23 protein-coding genes are annotated in these 20,731 nt (G+C 67.6%); 13 read left to right on the top strand and 10 right to left on the bottom strand.

The features are described 5' to 3' along the window. Nucleotides 1–109: 109 nt before the first annotated feature. From BM198_RS11485 to ung, 4 genes are all read right to left on the bottom strand, one after another. Nucleotides 110–1,474: an ATP-binding protein gene (locus tag BM198_RS11485; RefSeq protein WP_074970052.1), complete on the bottom strand. Its 1,365-nt coding sequence runs from the start codon at nucleotides 1,472–1,474 to the stop codon at nucleotides 110–112. Further along, nucleotides 1,471–2,148 (bottom strand): response regulator, encoded by a 678-nt coding sequence (locus BM198_RS11480; protein WP_074970050.1) that lies wholly within the window; start codon nucleotides 2,146–2,148, stop codon nucleotides 1,471–1,473. Before BM198_RS11480 ends, BM198_RS11485 begins: the two co-directional genes overlap by 4 nt. Before the next feature lie 53 nt (nucleotides 2,149–2,201). Then, entirely contained in the window at nucleotides 2,202–2,807 is a 606-nt protein-coding gene (locus BM198_RS11475; RefSeq protein WP_074970048.1) for an outer membrane protein, read from the bottom strand. Nucleotides 2,808–2,965: 158 nt separating this feature from the next. Then, the gene (ung, locus tag BM198_RS11470) at nucleotides 2,966–3,661 is read right to left on the bottom strand and encodes a uracil-DNA glycosylase (protein ID WP_044412501.1); all 696 of its coding nucleotides are present in this window, start codon (nucleotides 3,659–3,661) and stop codon (nucleotides 2,966–2,968) included. A gap of 121 nt (nucleotides 3,662–3,782) precedes the next feature. Between ung and BM198_RS11465 the strand changes: the two genes are divergently transcribed. Further along, nucleotides 3,783–4,634 (top strand): HDOD domain-containing protein, encoded by an 852-nt coding sequence (locus BM198_RS11465; protein WP_074970046.1) that lies wholly within the window; start codon nucleotides 3,783–3,785, stop codon nucleotides 4,632–4,634. 6 nt (nucleotides 4,635–4,640) lie between these two features. Here BM198_RS11465 and BM198_RS11460 read toward each other — a convergent pair whose 3' ends face one another. Beyond that, nucleotides 4,641–5,594 (bottom strand): DMT family transporter, encoded by a 954-nt coding sequence (locus tag BM198_RS11460; protein WP_074970044.1) that lies wholly within the window; start codon nucleotides 5,592–5,594, stop codon nucleotides 4,641–4,643. Between the two features lie 214 nt (nucleotides 5,595–5,808). Here BM198_RS11460 and BM198_RS11455 point away from each other — a divergent pair, with 214 nt between their 5' ends. Next, nucleotides 5,809–6,015, top strand: a complete 207-nt coding sequence (locus BM198_RS11455) for a DUF6316 family protein (RefSeq protein ID WP_074970042.1) — start codon at nucleotides 5,809–5,811, stop codon at nucleotides 6,013–6,015. 76 nt (nucleotides 6,016–6,091) lie between these two features. On the opposite strand, the gene BM198_RS11450 is transcribed toward BM198_RS11455, so the two are convergent. From BM198_RS11450 to BM198_RS11440, 3 genes are all read right to left on the bottom strand, one after another. After that, nucleotides 6,092–7,276 carry a thiolase family protein gene (locus tag BM198_RS11450; protein WP_074970040.1) on the bottom strand — a complete coding sequence of 395 codons (1,185 nt, stop codon included), beginning with the start codon at nucleotides 7,274–7,276 and terminating at the stop codon, nucleotides 6,092–6,094. Between the two features lie 116 nt (nucleotides 7,277–7,392). Then, nucleotides 7,393–8,880, bottom strand: a complete 1,488-nt coding sequence (gene pap, locus BM198_RS11445; protein WP_074970038.1) for a polyphosphate:AMP phosphotransferase — start codon at nucleotides 8,878–8,880, stop codon at nucleotides 7,393–7,395. Nucleotides 8,881–8,991: 111 nt separating this feature from the next. Further along, nucleotides 8,992–9,372, bottom strand: a complete 381-nt coding sequence (locus BM198_RS11440; RefSeq protein ID WP_074970036.1) for a hypothetical protein — start codon at nucleotides 9,370–9,372, stop codon at nucleotides 8,992–8,994. 133 nt (nucleotides 9,373–9,505) lie between these two features. On the opposite strand from BM198_RS11440, the gene BM198_RS11435 reads away from it, so the two are divergent. From BM198_RS11435 to BM198_RS11420, 4 genes are all read left to right on the top strand, one after another. Next, on the top strand, nucleotides 9,506–10,072 hold the full coding sequence (locus BM198_RS11435; RefSeq protein ID WP_074970034.1) for a hypothetical protein: 567 nt from the start codon (nucleotides 9,506–9,508) through the stop codon (nucleotides 10,070–10,072). A gap of 139 nt (nucleotides 10,073–10,211) precedes the next feature. Then, the gene (locus BM198_RS11430) at nucleotides 10,212–11,510 is read left to right on the top strand and encodes an alpha/beta fold hydrolase family protein (protein ID WP_044412521.1); all 1,299 of its coding nucleotides are present in this window, start codon (nucleotides 10,212–10,214) and stop codon (nucleotides 11,508–11,510) included. Further along, nucleotides 11,503–12,282, top strand: a complete 780-nt coding sequence (locus BM198_RS11425; protein ID WP_074970032.1) for an MlaA family lipoprotein — start codon at nucleotides 11,503–11,505, stop codon at nucleotides 12,280–12,282. The genes BM198_RS11430 and BM198_RS11425 overlap by 8 nt, the downstream gene beginning before the upstream one ends. A gap of 141 nt (nucleotides 12,283–12,423) precedes the next feature. Continuing rightward, nucleotides 12,424–13,272, top strand: a complete 849-nt coding sequence (locus BM198_RS11420) for a pirin family protein (protein WP_074970030.1) — start codon at nucleotides 12,424–12,426, stop codon at nucleotides 13,270–13,272. On the opposite strand, the gene BM198_RS11415 is transcribed toward BM198_RS11420, so the two are convergent. After that, nucleotides 13,269–14,459 carry a patatin-like phospholipase family protein gene (locus BM198_RS11415; RefSeq protein ID WP_074970028.1) on the bottom strand — a complete coding sequence of 397 codons (1,191 nt, stop codon included), beginning with the start codon at nucleotides 14,457–14,459 and terminating at the stop codon, nucleotides 13,269–13,271. The two genes, BM198_RS11420 and BM198_RS11415, sit on opposite strands and share 4 nt — an antisense overlap. Before the next feature lie 39 nt (nucleotides 14,460–14,498). After that, nucleotides 14,499–15,419 carry a lipid A biosynthesis lauroyl acyltransferase gene (locus BM198_RS11410; RefSeq protein ID WP_074970026.1) on the bottom strand — a complete coding sequence of 307 codons (921 nt, stop codon included), beginning with the start codon at nucleotides 15,417–15,419 and terminating at the stop codon, nucleotides 14,499–14,501. A 138-nt stretch (nucleotides 15,420–15,557) separates the two neighbouring features. On the opposite strand from BM198_RS11410, the gene minC reads away from it, so the two are divergent. The 7 genes from minC to lpcA all read left to right on the top strand — a co-directional run bounded on the left by minC (nucleotide 15,558) and on the right by lpcA (nucleotide 20,731). After that, a complete protein-coding gene (gene minC / locus BM198_RS11405) occupies nucleotides 15,558–16,307 on the top strand; it encodes a septum site-determining protein MinC (protein WP_074970024.1) in 750 nt (249 codons plus the stop codon). 102 nt (nucleotides 16,308–16,409) lie between these two features. Further along, complete coding sequence (minD, locus tag BM198_RS11400) at nucleotides 16,410–17,225, top strand: septum site-determining protein MinD (protein WP_044412538.1); 816 nt, start codon at nucleotides 16,410–16,412, stop codon at nucleotides 17,223–17,225. Then, nucleotides 17,222–17,476 carry a cell division topological specificity factor MinE gene (gene minE / locus BM198_RS11395; RefSeq protein ID WP_044412541.1) on the top strand — a complete coding sequence of 85 codons (255 nt, stop codon included), beginning with the start codon at nucleotides 17,222–17,224 and terminating at the stop codon, nucleotides 17,474–17,476. The genes minD and minE overlap by 4 nt, the downstream gene beginning before the upstream one ends. Before the next feature lie 57 nt (nucleotides 17,477–17,533). Further along, entirely contained in the window at nucleotides 17,534–18,169 is a 636-nt protein-coding gene (locus tag BM198_RS11390; RefSeq protein WP_044412544.1) for an RluA family pseudouridine synthase, read from the top strand. A 3-nt stretch (nucleotides 18,170–18,172) separates the two neighbouring features. After that, nucleotides 18,173–18,748, top strand: a complete 576-nt coding sequence (locus tag BM198_RS11385) for a class I SAM-dependent methyltransferase (protein ID WP_074970022.1) — start codon at nucleotides 18,173–18,175, stop codon at nucleotides 18,746–18,748. Nucleotides 18,749–18,842: 94 nt separating this feature from the next. Beyond that, on the top strand, nucleotides 18,843–20,132 hold the full coding sequence (locus tag BM198_RS11380; RefSeq protein WP_069559737.1) for a M18 family aminopeptidase: 1,290 nt from the start codon (nucleotides 18,843–18,845) through the stop codon (nucleotides 20,130–20,132). Nucleotides 20,133–20,143: 11 nt separating this feature from the next. Next, nucleotides 20,144–20,731, top strand: coding sequence for a D-sedoheptulose 7-phosphate isomerase (gene lpcA, locus BM198_RS11375; protein ID WP_044412550.1), 588 nt, complete (start codon nucleotides 20,144–20,146; stop codon nucleotides 20,729–20,731).

Below are 20,731 nucleotides of genomic sequence, written 5' to 3'. Positions count from 1 at the left end.
AGGGGGTTCCTCCCTGTGGGGTTCCGCCACGCTCCGTGGCGTCCCCCTCATGCTCCGCCGATCCGCCAGGTTGTCGATGACCGTCCGGCGAACGGCGTCGGCGCGCCGCTCAGTTCCGAGGCAGGCGGATGCGGAACTCGGCGCCGCCCAGGGGCGAGTCGCCCAGGGCCAGTTCGCCCTCGAAGCTCTCGACGATGTCCAGCACCACGGCGGTGCCGATGCCCTGCCCCGGGTGCTGGGCGTCGGCCCGCTCGCCGCGCTGGAGGATGCGCGCGCGCTGGTCCGGGGGTACGCCGGGGCCGTCGTCCTCCACCACCAGCTCGCAACTGGCCTCGTGCTCCCGGGCGCTGACCCGCACGGTGCCGAGGCACAGCCGGTAAGCGTTCTCCAGCAGGTTGCCGAGCATCTCCAGCAGGGCGCCCTGCTCCACGGGCACCTGCAGGTTCGGGTCGAAGTCCCGCAGGACCCTGACCCGCTTGTCGCGGTAGACCTTGTCGAGGGCGTCGCAGAGGGTGTCCAGCAGCGGGGCGAGCTTCACCCGGTGACGCACCAGGCCGCTCTTGCGCAGGGTGGCGCGTTGCAGCTGGTAGCCGATCTGCTGGCTCATGCGTTCGATCTGGTTGCGCAACACCCGCGCCGGCTCGCTGTCGCCGGGGCGGGTGGCGATGGTCTCGCTGACGCCCTGCAGCACCGAGAGCGGCGTCTTGAGGCTGTGGGCCAGGTCGTCGAGGGAATGGCGGTAGCGCTCGCGCTGGCGGCGTTCGCTGTCCAGCAGGCGGTTGAGGGACTTGGTCAGGCGCAGCAGCTCGCGGGGGTGGGCGTCGCTCAGGGCGTCGCGGGTGCCGGACTCCACCTGGTCCAGCTCCTCGCTGAGGCGGCGCAGGCTGCGAAAGCCCCAGGTGAGGCCGAACCAGAGCATCACCAGCAGCACCAGCAGGGCCGTGCCGAGCCAGAAGTAGAGCTGCTGGAGGAAGCCGTCGTGCATCACCTGGTAGTCGCTCATCGGTTGCATGGTGACGATGCTGAAGGCAGCGGCCTGGTCGCGCAGCAGGTCGATCTCGACGTCGTAGACGAAGAAGCGCCGACCGCGGTCGTCGTGGATCTGGGTGAACTCGTGGCCACGTCCGTCGTAGCGCGGCATGTAGTGGACGCTCTCGTCCTGAGAGGAGCGCGACTGCCAGATCAGGCGGCCGTCGCTGTCGTAGATGAAGCCGAGCTGGTGGGCGTCGAGGTTGTCGAATTCCTCGTCGGGGAGCTTGTCCGGCATGTCGAGCTTGCCGTCGACGATGCGGGCGGCGGCGATCAGCGCGCTGGCATCGGCCGCGAGGCGCTTCTCGATGGCCTGCTCCATGGCGGTGTCGAAGGCTTTGCTGAGCACCGGCAACAGCGCCAGCATGAACAGCACCGCCAGGCCAGCGGCGCCGAGCATCAAGCGCAGGCGCAGGGAGAACCCCGCCAGGGGGTGTCGCCTCATCGGCAGCGCTCGATGAACAGATAGCCCTGGCCGCGCACCGTGTCTATGGGGCGGAAGCCATTGTCGCCTTCGAGCTTGCGCCGCAGCCGGCCGACCAGTACTTCGATGACGTTGGGGTCGCGCTCGTCGTCGTCCGGGTAGAGCTGCTCCATCAGCCGCTCCTTGGCGACCACCTGCTGGTGGTGGCGCATGAGGTATTCGAGGATGCGGTATTCGAAGGCGGTGAGCCCGAGGGACTCGCCGTTCATCAGTGCCTGCTTGCGGTTCAGGTCGAGCACCAGCGGCCCGGCCTCGATGGTGGACTGGACGAAGCCGGACGAGCGCCGCAGCAGCGCATTGAGGCGGGCCTCCAGCTCTTCGAACTGGAACGGCTTGACCACGTAGTCGTCGGCGCCGGCGGCCAGGCCCTCCACCTTGTCCTGCCAGTTGCCACGGGCGGTGAGGATGAGGATGGGGAAGGTCTTGTCGCGGCTGCGCAGCTGGCGGATCAGGTCGAGCCCGCTCATGCCGGGCAGGCCCAGGTCCACCACGGCCAGGTCGTGGTGATACTCCTCGGCGCGGTAGAGCGCCTCCTCGGCGTCGGCGACAGCGTCCACCACGTGGCCCTGTTCGCCCAGGCGGGTGTAGAGGTGGTGGCGCAGCAGCGCCTCATCTTCCACGACCAGCAGTTTCATCAGCGTCTCCATGAAGAGGGCCGGGCAGGTGCCCGGCCCGTGGGTGCAGCGGGTCAGAACTTGTAGGTGGCACCAACGTAGGCCTGGGAGCTGCTGTGCAGGTCCAGGGAGCCCAGCTTGGGACCGCCGTGAGGCGCGACTTCGGTACTGGCGTTGGTGCGCAGGTAACGATAGCCGGCCTCGATGGAGGTGTTCTTGTTCAGCTCCTGGAGGATACCGGCCTGCAGGCCGGCGGCGTAGCCGATGTCGCTGTCGCGACGCAGGCCGGAACCGTCCTGCTCGAGCTTGACCAGGCCCAGGGTGGCACCGCCGAACAGCTTGGTGTTGTTGTCACCCAGGGGGAGGAACAGGTCGTAGCTGCCGAGCAGGTTCTGCTGGCGCAGCTTGTTGCCGCTGTGGGTGTCGGAGAAGTTCTCGTAGGTCGCGTAGTAACGGCCCTTGTCATCGGCCTGGCCGGCGCGGATGCCCCAGGTGCCGGTCTTGTGGATGACCTTGTCCAGGCTCGGGTGGTCCATGTTGGCGTTCAGCGCCGAGGAGTTCTGGATGTTGTTGTTGGTCTGGCCCCAGGTCAGGCCCACGAACGGCTCGGCGGCCTGGGCGGACAGTGCGGTGAAGCCCAGGGTGGTGGCCAGCGCGAGGGGGGTGAGGATCTTCTTCATGAGGGGGTTCTCCCTGTTGACGTATGTAGGTGTCGAACTCGGGAGCCATGATGCAGGCGGGTCACTGAACCGCCCCTGAACCCTCTCTGAACCTCGGCTGAACAGCCGGTCGATCAGGAAATCAGGCCCGGGGCGGGGGTTGCGGCCCTTGCGGCGACTCAGTCCAGCGGCGGGACGCGCCAGTCGATGGGGGCCAGCCCGTGCTGCTCGAGGAACTTGTTGCAGCGGCTGAAGTGCCCGTTGCCGAGGAAGCCCCGGTGGGCCGACAGCGGCGAGGGGTGCGGCGAGCGCAGGGCGAGGTGCTTCTGGGTGTCGATCAGCCGCTGCTTGCTCTGGGCATGGGCGCCCCAGAGCAGGAACACCAGGTGCGGCTGGTGCTGGCTGACCACTTCGATCACCCGGTCGGTGAACGGCTGCCAGCCCTGGTTGGCGTGGGAACCGGCCTGGCCGCGCTCGACGGTGAGGGAGGTGTTGAGCAGCAGCACACCCTGCTCGGCCCAGCTCTGCAGGTAGCCGTGGCTGGGCATGTCGAGGTTCAGGTCGCGCTTGAGTTCCTTGTAGATGTTCAGCAGCGACGGCGGGATGGCCACCCCCGGCTGCACCGAGAAGCACAGGCCGTGGGCCTGGCCCGGGCCGTGGTACGGGTCCTGGCCGATGATCACCACCTTCACCTGGTCCAGCGGCGTGGAGTTGAGGGCGTTGAAGATCATCGGTCCCGGCGGGTAGATCTCTTTTCCGGCAGCCTTCTCAGTGCGTAGGAAATTTCCCAGCGCTTTCATGTAAGGTTTGTCGAATTCGTCGCGCAGGGCTTCTTTCCAGCCTGCCTCGAGCTTGATCCGATCGCTTTCAGTCATGGTGCATCCCGTCTGCGGCGCCCGTGGCGCATGAGCACGGCCGGCCGGCCGTCCAGTGGTCGGGCACCCTAAGAAATGCCCTCTACTCTTGTCAATCGAGGAGGGAGGAAGGACACACCCCATGGATAACCGCTACGACCGCCTCAAGTTCTCGCTGCTCAGCCACTTCATGAAGGGCGAGGCCAAGGTCCCGCAGATGCCGGAGACCTCGATGCAGCTGCGCAAGCTGCTCTCGTCCGAGCACGCCTCCCTGGAGCAGGTGACGCGCCTGCTGCACAGCAACCCGCCGCTGGCGGCCTACCTGATGCAGTTCGCCGCCACCCCGCTGCTGCGCAACCTGCGGCCGGGGGTGAACCTGCAGGAGGTGATCGCCCGCCTGGGCATGCAGCGCCTGAACAACCTGGTGCTCAGCTTCACCCTGCAGAACCTGCTGACCACCCAGGACCCGGTGCTGCAGAAGGTCTTCCGCCATCGCTGGAACACCGCCCTGCTCTGCGCCGCCTACTGCGCCTGCCTGGCTCAGGACTACACCCGACTCTCCCTGGAAGACGCCATGCTCGCCGGCCTGGTGCAGGACATCGGCAGCCTGCCGCTGCTGGACGAGGCCGACCAGTGGCCCGAGATCCCCCGCGAGGAGGCCGTGCTGGAGCAGCTGTGCGACCAGCTCTCGGCAGACATCGGCGTGGTGGTGCTGACCGCCTGGAAGCTGCCCCCGGTGCTGGTGGACTGCGCGCGCCATCGCACCCACTGGGATCGCCAGCACGGCGAGCGGGCCGACCTGGCCGACCTGGTGCAGGTGGCCAGCCGCCTCTGCGCCAGCGAGCCAGACGACGAAAGCCTGCCCCAGCTACCGGCCTGGCGACGGGTGCTCGGCGAGCGGGCGGACCAGCTGGACGCTGCCACCCTGCGCACCGAGCTGGCCAATGGCGTGGCCTTCTGGTTCAAGCTGCTGGGCGGCAAGGGCCACGCCTGAGTGGTATCACCCGGCCCGCTGGCGGCGGGCCTTCCAGCTGCGCACCAGTGAGGGTGCCAGGGCGGTCAGCGCCGAGCCCAGCACCACCAGCACGGCCCCGCCGTAGGCCAGGCCGTTGATCTGCTCGGGGTGGACGTGGTCCGGCCACAGGCTGGCGGCGACCGCCACCGAGGCGAAGGTCACCAGCGGGGTGATGGCCAGCGTCGCGCTGACCCGGGAGGCCTCCCAATGGGCCAGGGCCTCGGCGAAGGCGCCGTAGGCCACCAGGGTGTTCAGGCAGCAAGCCAGCAGCAGCCAGCCCTGCAGCGGGCTCAGTTGCAGCGCCTCCAGCGGCGAGACCCAGGGGGTCAGCAGCAGGGCGCAGCCGAGGTAGATCACCATCATGACCTGCATGGAATTCCACACCGTCAGCAGCTGCTTCTGCGCCAGCCCGTAGAAGGTCCAGACGAAGGCCGCGCCGAGGACGATCAGCACACCGGTGGTGTAGCTGCCCAGGGAGGTGAACAACTCCTCCAGGCGCTGGTTGAAGAACAGCCCGAAGCCGCTCACCAGCACCAGCAGGCCCAGGGCCTGGCCGAGGCTGAAGCGCTCCTTGAAGACGAACAGGCTGCCCAGCAACAGCAGGATCGGCGCCACCTGGATCACCAGCTGCGTGGTGCCCGGCGTCAGCATGCGCAGGCCCATCAGGTAGAGCACGTAGTTGCCCAGCAGGCCGGCGATGGCCAGCGCCACCAGCCAGCCGCCCTTGCGCCCCAGCGGTCGGAACGTCGGCAGGCGCCGCGTGGCCGCCAGGTAGAGGAACAGCAGGGAGCCGGAAACCACCAGGCGGTACCAGGTCACGGTGACCGGGTCCATCACCTTCAGCACTTCCTTCAGCTTGATGGGCAGGATGCCCCAGAGCACCGCAGTGACGAGGGCGAGAACCAGGCCGAGAAACCAGCGGCCGGATGAAACATGCATGGGAAACCTCAGGGCAGGGCCCGCAAGACGGCGGGTGCGCCATTCTAGGGCGGGCCCGGCCGGCAGGACAGCTACACCCGCCCGCCAGGCTGCCGGACAACTGTACCGGTCGACCATCCGCACCTGTGATCACAACCGTCCATCGCCGGCCCGTGCAGCGCAGCGGCGACGCATTAGACTCCAGGCATCTGTACGCCGCTTTCGGAGAGCCCGCATGTACGGCCAACGCACTGAAGACGCCGGTCCCGGCACCCACTACCGCAGCGACCGGATCAGCTCGGTGAACGGCCAGTACTTCTTCGCCACCCGCGAAGGCACCCTGGAAGGCCCCTACTTCACCCGGGCCGATGCCGAGCGGGAAATCACCTCCTACATCCGCCGCATGGTCCAGGCCAAGGAGATCGTTGCCAGCCGCGCCTGACGAACCTGCCGCCCTGAAACGACGAAACCCGCTGGAGTTCCCTCCAGCGGGTTTCGCGCATATGGGCCGCCGGAACTCAGCGGACCGCTTCGAACAGCCCGGTGGCGCCCATGCCGCCGCCCACGCACATGGTGACGATGCCGTAGCGCTTGCCGCGACGCTGCAGCTCGCGCACCAGGTGGCCGACCTGGCGCGAGCCGGTCATGCCGAAGGGGTGGCCGATGGAGATGGAGCCGCCGTTGACGTTGTACTTCTCGTTGTCGATGCCCAGGCGATCACGGGCGTAGACGCACTGGGAGGCGAAGGCCTCGTTCAGCTCCCACAGGTCGATGTCGTCGATGCTCAGGCCACGGGCCTTGAGCAGCTTGGGCACCGAGAACACCGGGCCGATGCCCATTTCGTCCGGCTCGCAGCCGGCCACGGTGAAGCCACGGAAGAAGGCACGGGGCTTGAGGCCCAGCTCGATGGCCTTGTCCAGGCTCATCAGCAGGGTCATGGAGGCGCCGTCGGAGAGCTGGGAGGAGTTGCCGGCGGTGACGCTGCCGTCTTCGGAGAACACCGGCTTGAGGCTGTTCAGGCCCTCCAGGGTGGTGTCGGCGCGGTTGCAGTCGTCGCGGTCGACCACGCCGTCGAGAATCTGCTTCTCGCCGGTGGCCTTGTCCTCCACCGCGTACTTGACGTTCATCGGCACGATCTCGTCGGCGAACAGGCCGTCGGCCTGGGCGCGGGCGGTGCGCTGCTGGCTCTGCAGGGCGTAGAGGTCCTGGACCTCGCGGCTGACGTTATAGCGGCGCGCGACGATCTCGGCGGTCTGGCCCATAGGGTAGTAGATGCCGGGGTGTTCCAGCTTCAGGCGCGGGTTGACGAAGTTGTCCTGGTTGATGCTTTTCAGCGTCAGGGTGATGGACTCCACGCCGCCGGCCACCATCACGTCGCTGCAGCCGGAGGCGATCTGGTTGGCGGCGATGGCGATGGCCTGCAGGCCGGAGGAGCAGTAGCGGTTCAGGGTCATGCCGGCGACGCCGATGCCCAGGCCGGACAGCACGGCCACGTTACGGCCGATGTTGTGGCCCTGGGCGCCTTCGTTGGAGCCGGCCCCGACCACGCAGTCGTCCACCAGCGCCGGGTCCAGGTCGTTGCGTGCCAGCAGCGCATTCACGCAGTGGGCGGCCATGTCGTCGGGCCGAGTCATGTTGAACTTGCCGCGGAAGGACTTGGCCAGGCCGGTCCGGACGCTGTCGACTATCACCACTTCACGCATGAGGCACCTCTTTCTTGTCGGTTGGAGGACGGGTGTCCATTGACGATGGGGCGAGGATAGATGCCGACTATCCTCGCCCGCGACGATCATTCACCCGGCGTATGCGCGCCCATGGTTCAGGACTTGCGGAAGGCGGCCTCCAGGGCGTCATTGATGGTGCGCAGCACCTTCACCCGAGCAAAGCGCTTGTCGTTGGCCTCCACCAGGGTCCAGGGCGCGATCTCGGTGCTGGTGCGGTCCACCATGTCGCCCACCGCGCTGACGTACTGGTCCCACTTGTCGCGGTTGCGCCAGTCTTCCTCGGTGATCTTGTAGCGCTTGAACGAGGTCTGCTCGCGCTCCTTGAAGCGCTTCATCTGCTCGTCCTTGTCGATGGCCAGCCAGAACTTCACCACCACGATGCCGTGGTCGTGCAGTTGCTCCTCGAAGTCGTTGATCTCGCTGTAGGCCCGCAGCCAGTCGGCCTGGCTGCAGAACCCCTCGACCCGCTCCACCAGCACCCGGCCGTACCAGGAGCGGTCGAAGATAGTGAACTGCCGGCGCGGCGGCACGTGCCGCCAGAAACGCCACAGGTAGGGCTGCGCGCGCTCCTCCTCGGTGGGGGCGGCAATGGGCACGGTGCGGTACTGGCGCGGGTCGAGGGCGCCGGTGACGCGGCGGATCGCCCCGCCCTTGCCGGCGGCGTCGTTGCCCTCGAACACCGCCATCAGCGCATGGCTGCGGAAGCGCTTGTCCCACATCAGCTTGGCCAGGCGCGCCTGCTCGGCGGCCAGTTGTTCGCGGTATTCGTCCTTGTCCAGGGACAGGCCGAGGTCGAGGGCGTCCAGCAGGCTGCGGTTGTCCAGGCTGGAAGTCAGCGGTGCGGCATGGGGTTGCGGTTGCTGGCGGTCCTTGCGCTTGAGCGCCGCCTGCAGGCCCTCCAGCAGGATGCGGCCGACGCTGAGGCTGCGGTAATGCTCGTCGATGCCCTCGATCACGTACCAGGGCGCATAGTCGCGGCTGGTACGGCGCAACATGCGCTCGCCGAAGCGCACGAAGCGGTCGTAGGTCTCGCTCTGCTTCCAGTCCAGCGGGTTGAGCTGCCAGCTGCGCTGGGGGTCGCTTTCCAGGGTCTTGAGGCGCTGCTTGAGCTGCTTCTTGGAAAGGTGGAACCAGAACTTGAAGATCAGCGCGCCCTCGTCGCAGAGCATCCGCTCGAAGCGCTCGGCGCCGTCGATGGCCTGGTCGAAGCGGGCGTCCTTGATGTCGCCCTCCACCCGGGCGTGGAGCATCTGGCTGTACCAGTTGCCGAAGAAGATGCCGATCTGCCCCTTGGGCGGCAGCTTGCGCCAGAAACGCCACTGCGGCGGCCGCGCCAGCTCCTCGTCGGTGGGGGTGAGGAAGCTCTCGACATGGATCAGGCGCGGGTCCATCCACTCGTTGAGCAGCTTGACCGTCTCGCCCTTGCCGGCCCCCTCGATGCCGTTGATCAGGATGACCACCGGGAAGCGTGCCTGCTGCTTCAGCTCGAACTGCGCCTCCAGCAGCGCCTCGCGAAGCTCCAGCACACCTTTCTCGTAGGTGTCCTTGTCGATGGAATGGCCGATTTCCGCAGATTCGAACATGCGTCTCTCCCTGGTTGATCGGGAAAAAATAGCGGAGCCGGCGTGAGTGCGTACAGAACGGCGTCAATAAAAAAGGGATGCCTCGGCATCCCTTTCCAGTGACATGGGCCGTCAGGCCGTGGCGGGCGTTGCCCCCGGGCGACGTACCAGCCGCAGGGCTGCGATCACCACGGCGAACACGCCGATGCTGGCGCTGTACAGCACCATGGCCGGCAGGGCCACCAGCATGCCCAGCACACCCAGGCGCCAGCCGGCGCGGCCGGGCAGGAAGAAGGCCACCAGCGCCAGGCCCAGGGCCCCCAGGGCGATCACCCGGTGGTGGATCAGCAGGCCCAGGCCGGCACGCAGCTGGCATTCCCAGCGCTGGGCGTCTTCCACGCAGAGCCCGACCCACTGGGCATCCTCCATCAGCGCATAGCGCAACCCGTAGCTGCCGGCCAACCAGAGGGCGAACAGCACCAGCAGGGCAATGAGGGGGAAACGGCGGGACATGGTTCTCTCCGGTGGATGAAAAGCGGCGCCAAGGATAAACCGCCGCAAGCCTTATGCAAGGTGCTTCGCACAATTGTGACGAGGGGCCAGGCGCCGGGTTCCGCCTTGCCCTGCAGCCACTACACTGCGCCCCATGAACCTGTCCCGCTTCGTCTACCTCTGCGCGGCGCTGGCCCTGGCCTGGATGCTCTACACCATGGCCCGCCCCACTCCGCACACACCGCCGGCCAACAGCGCCTTCGGGGAGCTGCGCGTGGGCAAGGACCGCATCACCCCGCTGCAGCCCTTCCAGCTGGAGGCGCGCATCCTCGGCCGCGAGGACTACCGCTTCGACGCCGGCGCCCGCCTCTCCCCCACCGACCTGGCCCTGGGCTGGGGGCCTATGGCCGATCCGGCGGTGCTGGCGCAGATCCGCATCACCCAGGGCAACCGCTGGTACCACTGGTCTACCGAGCGCTTCCCCATTCCCCGGCGGGAGATCGAGACCCACAGCGCCAACATGCACATGATCCCGGCCACGGCGCAGGTAGCTCGCGACCTGGCGGACGTGGCGCCCGGCCAGCGCATCCGCATCATCGGGCAACTGGTCAGGGTGGACGGCGACGACGGCTTCACCTGGGTCAGCTCGCTGACCCGCGAGGACACCGGCAACGGCGCCTGCGAACTGGTCTGGCTGGAGCGCATCGAGCGCCTGGACTGAGCCGCCCACGGCTTTGTTCTTGCCAGCCTGGCCGGGGGCAGGCAGATTGCCACTCACTGCGGCACTTTGCTGCGGTTGCGCTTGTCATAGCCTGCGTACTTCACTCGGCCCTCACGCTCCAGCCACGAGAACGACCCACATGGCCCTGACCCGCCGTATCGCCGCCCTGCTTGGCGGCCTGCTTTTCTGTGCCCCGCTGTGGGCGGCCGACATCGACGCGGCCAGCTACGGCTACCCGCTGACCAACCCGTTCGAGGCGACCATCGCCACCACGCCGCCCGAGCTGCGTCCCGAGCTGCCGGACGACGAGGACATCGACCAGGCCGACTACTCGCTGAAGCTGCGCCCCGAGCGGGAGTTCCAGCTGCCGGACAACTTCTGGCCGGTGCGCACCCTGGGCTACCGCCTGGCCAAGCAGGACCACGCGGCGCCGCTGGTGTTCATCATCGCCGGCACCGGTGCGCACTACTCCAGCACCCTCGCCGAGTACCTGAAGAAGCTGTTCTACGGCGCCGGCTTCCACGTGGTGCAACTGTCCTCGCCGAGCAGCTACGACTTCATGGCCGCCGCCTCGCGCTTCGCCACCCCCGGCCTGTCCACCGAGGACGCCGACGATCTGTACCGGGTGATGCAGGCCGTGCGCGCGCAGCACCCGCGCCTGCCGGTCACCGACTTCTACCTCACCGGCTACAGCCTGGGCGCCCTGGAGGCGGCCTTCGTCAGCCACCTGGACGAGACCCGGCGCAGCTTCAACTTCAAGCGCGTGCTGCTGCTCAACCCGCCGGTGAACCTCTACACCTCCATCAGCAACCTGGACCGCCTGGTGCAGACCCGGGTGAAGGGCATCGACACCAACACCAACTTCTATGAAGTGGTGCTGGGCAAGCTGACCCGCTACTTCCAGCAGCGCGGCTACGTCGACATCAACGACGCGATGCTCTACGACTTCCAGCAGTCCAAGCAGAAGCTCTCCAACGAACAGATGGCGATGCTGATCGGCACCTCGTTCCGCTTCTCCGCCTCGGACATCGCCTTCACTTCGGACCTGATCAACCGCCGCGGGCTGATCACCCCGGTGAAGATGCCCATCACCGAAGGCACGAGCCTGACGCCCTACTTCAAGGGCGCACTGCTGTGTGACTTCGACTGCTACATCACCGAGCAACTGATCCCCTTCTGGCGCGCGCGCTTCGACGGCGGCAGCCTCACCCAATTGATCGACCAAGTGAGCCTCTACGCCCTGGAGGACTACCTCAAAAGCAGCAGCAAGATCGCGGTGATGCACAACGCCGACGACGTGATCCTCGGCACCGGTGACCTGGGCTTCCTGCGCCGTACCTTCGGCGACCGCCTGACCGTCTACCCCCATGGCGGGCACTGCGGCAACCTCAACTACCGCGTCAACAGCGACGCCATGCTGGAGTTCTTCCGTGGCTAAGTACGCACTCCTGCCCGCCCTGCTGCTGGCCAGCCTGCCGGTATTCGCCGACACCCCGGCCAAACCCGTTGCCGACCCGGACGGCTTCACCCAGCCACTGCGCCAGCTGACGTTCAACCCCGGCCTGGACCAGCGCGAGTTCGAGCGCTCGACCTTCGATGCCCTGGAGGTCTACGACCCGCTGGAGTCCTGGAACCGCCGCGTCTACCACTTCAACTACCGCTTCGATCAGTGGGTGTTCCTGCCCGTGGTGCGTGGCTACACCTACGTCACGCCGCGCTTCGTACGCAGCGGCGTGAGCAACTTCTTCAGCAACCTCGGCGACGTGCCCAACCTGGTCAACAGCCTGCTGCAGTTCAAGGGCCAGCGCTCCATGGAGGTCACCGGGCGCCTGCTGATCAACACCACCATCGGCGTGGTCGGCCTGTGGGACCCGGCCACCCTGATGGGCCTGCCCAAGCAGAGCGAGGACTTCGGCCAGACCCTGGGCTTCTACGGCGTCGGCGCCGGCCCCTACCTGATGCTGCCGCTGCTGGGGCCGTCGAACCTGCGCGACACCACCGGCCTGGTGGTGGATTTCGCCGCGGAGAACCAGATCAACTTCCTCAACGTGGCGGAGGTGAGCAGCGACCACCCGGAAATCACCGCGCTGCGCATCGTCGACAAGCGCTACACCACCAGCTTCCGCTACGGCCAGCTCAACTCGCCGTTCGAGTACGAGAAGATCCGCTACGTCTACACCGAGTCGCGCAAGCTGCAGATCGCCGAGTGATGCGCCCTCCCCGCCCGGGAACCGGGTGGGGGGCTCATCGGCTACTCATCCAGCACTTCGATTGAAACCACGCAAAATCACGCACCATTCATTCAATTCCCTGGATTAGGATCGCCCGGTCCGTCATCCAGGGAGGCTCCCATGAGCACCTATCGCCAGCTTCTTGAGCAACGCCCCGGCCAGCCCGCTTCCGACGGCGCCGGGGTCAACCTGATCCGCGTCTTCGCCGAGCAGGGCATCCCGCGCTTCGACCCCTTCCTGATGCTCGACGAGTTCGGCTCGGCCAACCCGGACGACTACGTCGCCGGCTTCCCCGCCCACCCGCACCGGGGCTTCGAGACCATCACCTACATGCTCGAAGGGCGCATGCGCCACGAAGACCACCTGGGCAACGTCGGCCTGCTGCAGAACGGCGGCGTGCAGTGGATGACGGCCGCCCGCGGCATCATCCACAGCGAGATGCCGGAGCAGCAGGAGGGCGTCATGCGCGGCTTCCAGATCTGGCTCAACCTGCCGGCCAGGGACAAGCTCGGCGACCCCGGCTACCGCGACTTCGCCCCGGCCGAGATTCCGCACCTGCGCACGGCCGGTGGGGTCGAGGCACGGGTGATCGCCGGTCGCTTCGACGATGGCCAGGTGCAACAGGACGGTGCGGTGCAGCGCCCGCACACCGAACCCCACCTCTTCGACCTCCACCTGCCCGCCGGCAGCCGGGTGGCGCCGCGCCTGGCCGACGGCCTGCGGGTGCTGCTGTACGTGTACGAAGGCGCGCTGCATGTGAACGGCAACCCGGTCGGCAAGGGGCGTCTGGCGCGTCTTTCGGAACAGGGTGCAGTCGAGCTGGCGAGCAGCGAGGGCGCGAAGGTGCTGCTGCTGGCGGGCCGCCCGCTGGGCGAGCCCATCGTGCAGTACGGGCCCTTCGTGATGAACAGCCGGGAGGAGATCGAACAGGCGCTGCGCGACTACCGCGACGGCCGCCTGGCCGGCTAGGCCGGTTCGGGCAGCGTGGCTTCCTCGGACAGGCCGAGGAACGCCAGCAGCTCCAGCTTCTGTGCCATGGCGTCCTGGTAGCCCAGCTCGATCAGCTCGTTGCAGTAGCCGGCCTCGAACAGCAGGTAGCTGATCACCCCGGCGCCACTGGCCTTGGTGGCGCCCGGTCCGCGCAGGAAGGTGCGGATGGCACGGGGCAGCTCGCGCCGATGGCGCGCGGCGATTTCATCCAGCGGCCGGCTGGGCGACACCACCAGCACCTCCACCGGCTTCATCCCCAGGTTGCGCCGGTGGGCCTCGTCGGGGATCAGCCGGCTGAGCTGGTTGATCCGTTCCAGCAGCTCGATGTCGCTTTCCAGGTTGTCGATGAAGGTGCTGTTGAGCATGTGCCCGCCGATCTGCGCGAGGCTCGGCGGGTTGCCGGTGCCAATGCGGGCCATGCCGTTGTCGCGGGCGTCCTCACTGGGGTTGCCACTCACCCCCACCACCAGCACCCGGCTGGCGCCCAGGTGCAGCGCCGGGCTGATGGGTGCCGACTGGCGCACCGCGCCGTCGCCGTAGTATTCGCGGTGCAGCCTGACCGGCGGGAAGATCAGCGGGATCGCGGCGCTGGCCAGCAGGTGCTCGACACTCAGCCGGGTCGGCACGCCGCCACGGCGGTGGCGGAACCAGGGGTCGATGGTGGCGCGGCCTTGATAGAAGGTCACCGCCTGGCCGGTCTCGTAGCCGAAGGCGGTCACCGCCACGGCACGCAGCTGGCGCATGCGGATGGCGGCGGCGATGCCGGAGAAATCCAGCTCGCGCTCCAGCAGGGTGCGCAGCGGCGCGTTGTCCAGCAGCGCCACCGGCGAGTGGCGGTTCATGCCCAGCAGGCTGTGGCCGAGGAAGCGCAGGCTCTGGCGCATCACCCCGGGCCAGTCGCTGCGGTACACCTGGTGCGTCTCGAAGCCCTGCCAGACGGCGGTCAGACGACGGATCGCCTCACTGAAGTGCAGGGCACCGCAGGCCAGGCCCACGGCATTGATGGCACCGGCGGAGGTGCCGACGATCACCGGGAAGGGGTTGCACGCCGAATCCGGCAGCAGGTCGGCGATGGCGGCCAGCACCCCCACCTGGTAGGCCGCCCGGGCGCCACCCCCGGAAAGGATCAGGCCTGTGACGGGTGTGGCGGCGGGGGTCGAAGTCATGGCGGCGTCCGCTGTTTTTCTCGCAAGTGTAGGCCAGCGCTAATAGAGCTTGGGCTCGCCCTCGGGCCGGCTCTTGAAGCGCCGGTGCGCCCAGAGGTACTGCTCGGGCAGGCGGCTGACCTCCTGCTCGATCCACTGGTTGATGCGGATGCAGTCCGCCTCTTCGCTCTCGCCGGGGAAGTCCGCCAGCGGCGGGTGCACCACCAGGCGGTAGCCCGAGCCATCGGCCAGCCGCTCCTGGGTGAAAGGCAGCACCTTGGCACGGCCCAGGCGGGCGAACTTGGTGGTGGCGGTGACGGTGGCGGCGGTGATCCCGAACAGCGGCACGAACAGGCTCTGCTTGGCACCGTAGTCCTGGTCCGGCGCGTACCAGATGGCACGGCCGGCACGCAGCACCTTGAGCATGGCGCGCACGTCTTCGCGCTCGATGGCGGTGGCGTCCAGGTTGTGGCGCTCGCGGCCCCGGCGCTGGATGTAGTCGAACAACGGGTTCTTGTGCTCGCGGTACATGCCGTCGATGGTGTGCACCTGGCCGAGCAGCGCCGCGCCGATCTCCAGGGTGGTGAAGTGCAGGGCCATGAGGATCACGCCGTGCCCTTCGGCCTGGGCCTGCTGCAGGTGCTCCAGGCCTTCGATGTGGGCCAGGCGACGCAGGCGCGCGGCCGGCCACCACCAGCTCATGGCCATCTCGAAGAAGGCGATGCCGGTGGAGGCGAAGTTCTCCCGCAGCAAGCGCTCACGGGCCTCCGCCGTCATGGTCGGGAAGCACAGCTCAAGGTTGCGCCGGACGATGCGACGACGCGAGCCGGCCAGCCGCCCCATCCAGCCCCCGAGCACGCGCCCGAGGCGCACCAGCGCCGGGTAAGGCAGTTGGGTGAGCAGCCAGAGCAGCCCCAGGCCCAGCCACAGCGGCCAGAAACGCGGGTGCAGGAAGGCGGCACGGAAACGGGGACGTTCCATCAGGATTCCGAAGCAGATCGACAAGGGCCGGCATTCTACAGAATTGCCCGCCGCTCGGCCTCCCCGGCACGGAATCCGGGTTGCGACGGCGGGTCGATATCGCTATAAGTCCTGCCCACCGAACCCCGCAGAACGACCATGAGCCAAGCTGACCTCCTCGACCAAGATCCCGTGTTCCAACTCAAGGGCAGCATGCTCGCCATCACCGTGATGGAGCTGGCGCACAACGACCTCGAACGGCTGGATCGCCAGCTCGCGGACAAGGTCGCCCAGGCCCCCAACTTCTTCCAGAACACGCCCCTGGTCATGGCCCTGGACAAGCTGCCCGAGGGCGAAGGCGAGCTGGACCTGCCGGCGCTGATGGAAATCTGCCGTCGCCACGGCCTGCGCACCCTGGCCATCCGTGCCAGCCGCGAGCAGGACGTCGCGGCCGCCAATGCCCTGGACCTGCCGGTGCTGCCGCCCTCCGGCGCCCGCGAGCGCCCCATCGACCCGGTTGAGCCCGGCGCCGTGAAGAAGGAAGAGAAAACCCCCGAGAAGCCGCCGGAGCCGGTGGTCCGCCCCACCAAGCTGGTGACCACGCCGGTGCGCGGCGGCCAGCAGGTCTACGCCCCCGGTGGCGACCTGGTGGTGCTCGCCCCGGTGAGCCCGGGTGCGGAACTTCTGGCCGATGGCAACATCCATGTGTACGGCCCAATGCGAGGCCGCGCCCTGGCCGGCATCAAGGGCAATACCCAGGCGCGGATCTTCTGCCAGCAATTGGCCGCCGAACTGGTTTCGGTGGCTGGCCAGTACAAGGTCGCGGAGGACCTGCGCCGCGATCCGTCATGGGGCCATTCCGTGCAGGTCAGCCTGTCGGGGGATGTGTTGAACATCACCCGCCTTTAACGGATACTGCCGCGATTTTAAGGGACCTGAACGGGCGCCAGGACGGCCGATCCCGGGCCTGCAGGCTACCCGCCATTTCTATCTTCTTTGGGGTGAATCACCTTGGCCAAGATCCTCGTTGTCACGTCCGGCAAGGGTGGCGTCGGCAAAACCACCACCAGCGCCGCCATCGGCACCGGCCTCGCACTGCGCGGCCACAAAACCGTCATCGTCGACTTCGACGTCGGCCTGCGTAACCTGGACCTGATCATGGGTTGCGAGCGCCGCGTGGTGTACGACTTCGTCAACGTCATCAACGGCGAAGCCTCCCTCACCCAGGCCCTGATCAAGGACAAGCGCCTCGACAACCTCTACGTCCTGGCTGCCAGCCAGACCCGTGACAAGGACGCCCTGACCATCGAAGGCGTCGGCAAGGTCATCGAAGAGCTGGCACAGAGCTTCGAATACGTGGTCTGCGACTCCCCCGCCGGCATCGAGAAGGGCGCCCACCTGGCCATGTACTACGCCGACGAGGCCATCGTGGTGACCAACCCCGAAGTCTCCTCGGTGCGCGACTCCGATCGCATGCTCGGCCTGCTGGCCAGCAAGTCCCGCCGCGCCGAGAAGGGCGAGGAGCCGATCAAGGAGCGCCTGCTGCTCACCCGTTACGACCCTGAACGCGTCACCAAGGGCGAAATGCTGGGCGTGGAGGACGTCGAGGAAATCCTCGCCATCCGCCTGCTGGGCGTCATCCCGGAATCCCAGGCGGTGCTCAAGGCATCCAACCAGGGCATTCCGGTCATCCTCGACGATCAGAGCGACGCCGGTCAGGCGTACAGCGATGCCGTCGACCGCCTGCTCGGAAAGGAACTGCCTCACCGCTTCCTCGATGTGCAGAAGAAAGGATTCCTGCAACGCCTTTTTGGAGGCCGTGAATGAACATTCTTGACTTCTTTCGCGAGCGGAAGAAGCAGAGCAGCGCTTCGATCGCTAAAGAACGACTTCAGATCATCGTGGCCCACGAGCGTGGCCAACGCAGCCAGCCGGACTACCTGCCGGCCCTGCAGAAGGAGCTCGTGGAGGTGATCCGCAAATACGTCAACATCGACCAGGACCAGGTCCAGGTCATGCTGGAGGACCAGGGCAACTGCTCCATCCTCGAGCTGAACATCACCCTCCCCGATCGTTGATCGGCGGGTGAGCAAGGACGGCGGCCTCGGCCGCCGTCGTCATTTCCGGTACCCCAGATGCCCCTCTCGCAGATCCAGATACTCCACCAGGACCCGGCCTTCCTGGTCATCAACAAACCGACGCTGCTGCTGTCCGTCCCCGGCCGTGCCGAGGACAACAAGGACTGCCTGATCACCCGCCTGCAGCAGAACGGCTACCCGGAGGCGCTGATCGTGCACCGGCTGGACTGGGAGACCTCGGGCATCATCCTGCTGGCCCGTGACCCGGACAGCCACCGCGAGCTGTCCCGCCAGTTCCATGACCGCGAGACCGAGAAGGCCTACACCGCCCTGTGCTGGGGCCAGCCGGAGCAGGACAGCGGGCGCATCGAACTGCCCCTGCGCTACGACCCGCCGACCAAGCCACGCCACGTGGTGGACCACGAGCAGGGCCGCCACGCCCTGACCTTCTGGCGCGTGCTGGAGCGCTGCGGCAACCACTGCCGCGTCGAGCTGACCCCGGTGACCGGCCGCTCCCACCAGTTGCGCGTGCACATGCTCGCCATCGGCCACCCGCTGCTGGGGGACCGCCTGTACGCCCACGACGAAGCCCTGGCCGCCCACGAACGCCTGTGCCTGCACGCCAGCATGCTCGCCTTCACCCACCCGGTGAGCGGCGAGCGCCTGCGCTTCGAGTGCCCCGCGCCGTTCTGAGCAATGGCCGACCGCCTCTACTACGACCGCACCCAGGGGGCACCGCCCTGGCCCGAACTGCTCAAGGCCCTGGAACTCCTCGGCCGCACCGATGGCCTGGCCATCGATCTGGGCTGCGGCGCCGGGCGCGACAGCCTGGAGCTGCTGCGCCGGGGCTGGCAGGTGCTGGCGGTGGACAAGGCAGCCGAAGCCCTGGAGCGCCTCCAGGCCCAGCTCGACCCCGCCTGGGCGCCTCGCCTGCAAACCCGTTGCGAACCCTTCGAACACACCGAGCTGCCCGCCGCCCACCTGGTGAACAGCGCCTTCGCCCTGCCCTTCTGCGCCCCGACGCACTTCCCCGGCCTGTGGCACCGCATCGCGCGGGCACTGGCCGGTGGCGGGCTGTTCTGCGGCAACCTGCTGGGCGAGCGCGACGACTGGGCCAGCCCCGAGGTCTGCACCTTCACCCGCACGCAGCTGGACGCCCTGCTGGCCGGCTGGGAGGTGCTGCACCTGGAGGAAATCGACCGCGACGGCACCACCGCCCGAGGCCGCACCAAGCACTGGCACCTGTACGGCCTGATCGCACGGCGCCCGTGACTATCGCCCCGCTGGCCAAAATTCATCGCCCTTCGCCTGCTAAACCCCGAGCCTGATGGGATAAACTCCGGCCCACTGCCGCCTGGAGTGTTTTATGCGCGAAGAGTTGAACCAGGGCCTGATCGATTTCCTCAAGGCCTCGCCTACCCCTTTCCATGCCACCCGCAGCCTGGCCAAGCGCCTGGAAGCCGCCGGCTACGTGCATCTGGATGAGCGCGAAGCCTGGCGTGCCGAAGCCGGTGGTCGCTACTACGTGACCCGCAACGACTCCTCGCTGATCGCAGTACGCCTCGGCAAGCGCGCCCCCCTCGAAGGCGGCCTGCGCCTGGTCGGCGCCCACACCGACAGCCCGTGCCTGCGCATCAAGCCCAACCCCGAACTGCACCGCCAGGGCTTCTGGCAACTGGGCGTGGAAGTCTACGGCGGCGCCCTGCTGGCGCCCTGGTTCGACCGCGACCTGTCCATCGCCGGTCGCGTCACCTACCGTTCCGCCGGGCGCGTGGAAAGCCAGCTGGTGGACTTCCAGGCCCCCATCGCCGTCATCCCCAACCTGGCCATCCACCTCAACCGCGAGGCCAACCAGGGCTGGGCGATCAACCCGCAGACCGAGCTGCCGCCGATCCTGGCCCAGCTGGCCACCGGCGAGACCCGCGAATTCCGTGACCTGCTGGCCGAACAGCTGACCCTGGAGCACGGCGTCACCGCCGATGCCGTGCTCGACTACGAGCTGAGCTTCTACGACACCCAGGACGCCGCCGTGATCGGCCTGGGCGGTGACTTCATCGCCGGCGCCCGCCTGGACAACCTGCTCTCCTGCTATGCCGGCCTGCAGGCACTGCTGGCCGCCGAGGGCGACGAAAGCTGCGTACTGGTCTGCACCGACCACGAGGAAGTGGGCTCCTGCTCCGCCTGCGGCGCCGACGGCCCCTTCCTGGAGCAGGTGCTGCGCCGCCTGCTGCCCGAAGGCGACACCTTCGCCCGGGTGATCCAGCGCTCGCTGCTGGTCTCCGCCGACAACGCCCACGGCGTGCACCCCAACTACGCCGACAAGCACGACGGCAACCACGGGCCCAAGCTCAACGCCGGCCCGGTGATCAAGATCAACAGCAACCAGCGCTACGCCACCAACAGCGAGACCGCCGGGTTCTTCCGCCACCTGTGCCTGGAGAACGAAGTGCCGGTGCAGAGCTTCGTCACCCGCAGCGACATGGGTTGCGGCTCCACCATCGGCCCGATCACCGCCAGCCAGCTGGGCGTGCGCACCGTGGACATCGGCCTGCCCACCTTCGCCATGCACTCCATCCGCGAACTGGCCGGCAGCCATGACCTGGCGCACCTGGTGAAGGTGCTGTCCGCGTTCTACTCCAGCCACGATCTGCCCTGAAGGGAGTCACCATGCTGAGCCACATCCGCAACAGCCTGGAGGAAGCCAGGCGCGCCCTGGACGCCTTCATCGACAACGAGGCGACCCTGCGCAACATCGAACGGGCCGCCGACCTGCTGGTCGCCAGCTTCGAGAACAAGGGCAAGGCGTTCTCCTGCGGCAACGGTGGCTCGATGTGCGACGCCATGCACTTCGCCGAGGAGCTGACCGGGCGCTACCGCAAGAACCGCCCGGGGATCGCCGCCATCTCCATCAGCGACGCCAGCCACATCAGCTGCGTCGCCAATGACTTCGGCTACGACCACATCTTCTCCCGCTACATCGAGTCCCACGGCCGCGAAGGCGACGTGCTGCTGGCCTTCAGCACCAGCGGCCGCAGCCCGAACGTGATCAAGGCCGCCGAAGCCGCCAAGGCGCTGGGCGTGAAGGTCATCGCCCTGACCGGCAAGCCCGGCTCGCAACTGGAAGCGCTGGCGGACGTGTGCGTCTGCGCGCCGGGCGGCGACTTCGCCGACCGCGTGCAGGAGCTGCACATCAAGGTGGTGCACATCCTCATCGAGCTGGTCGAACGTAAGCTGGCTCCGCAGAACTACGCCTGA

The organism is Metapseudomonas otitidis (genome assembly GCF_900111835.1).
Taxonomy (GTDB): domain Bacteria; phylum Pseudomonadota; class Gammaproteobacteria; order Pseudomonadales; family Pseudomonadaceae; genus Metapseudomonas; species Metapseudomonas otitidis.
This window is presented reverse-complemented; position numbering and strand designations above follow the sequence as displayed.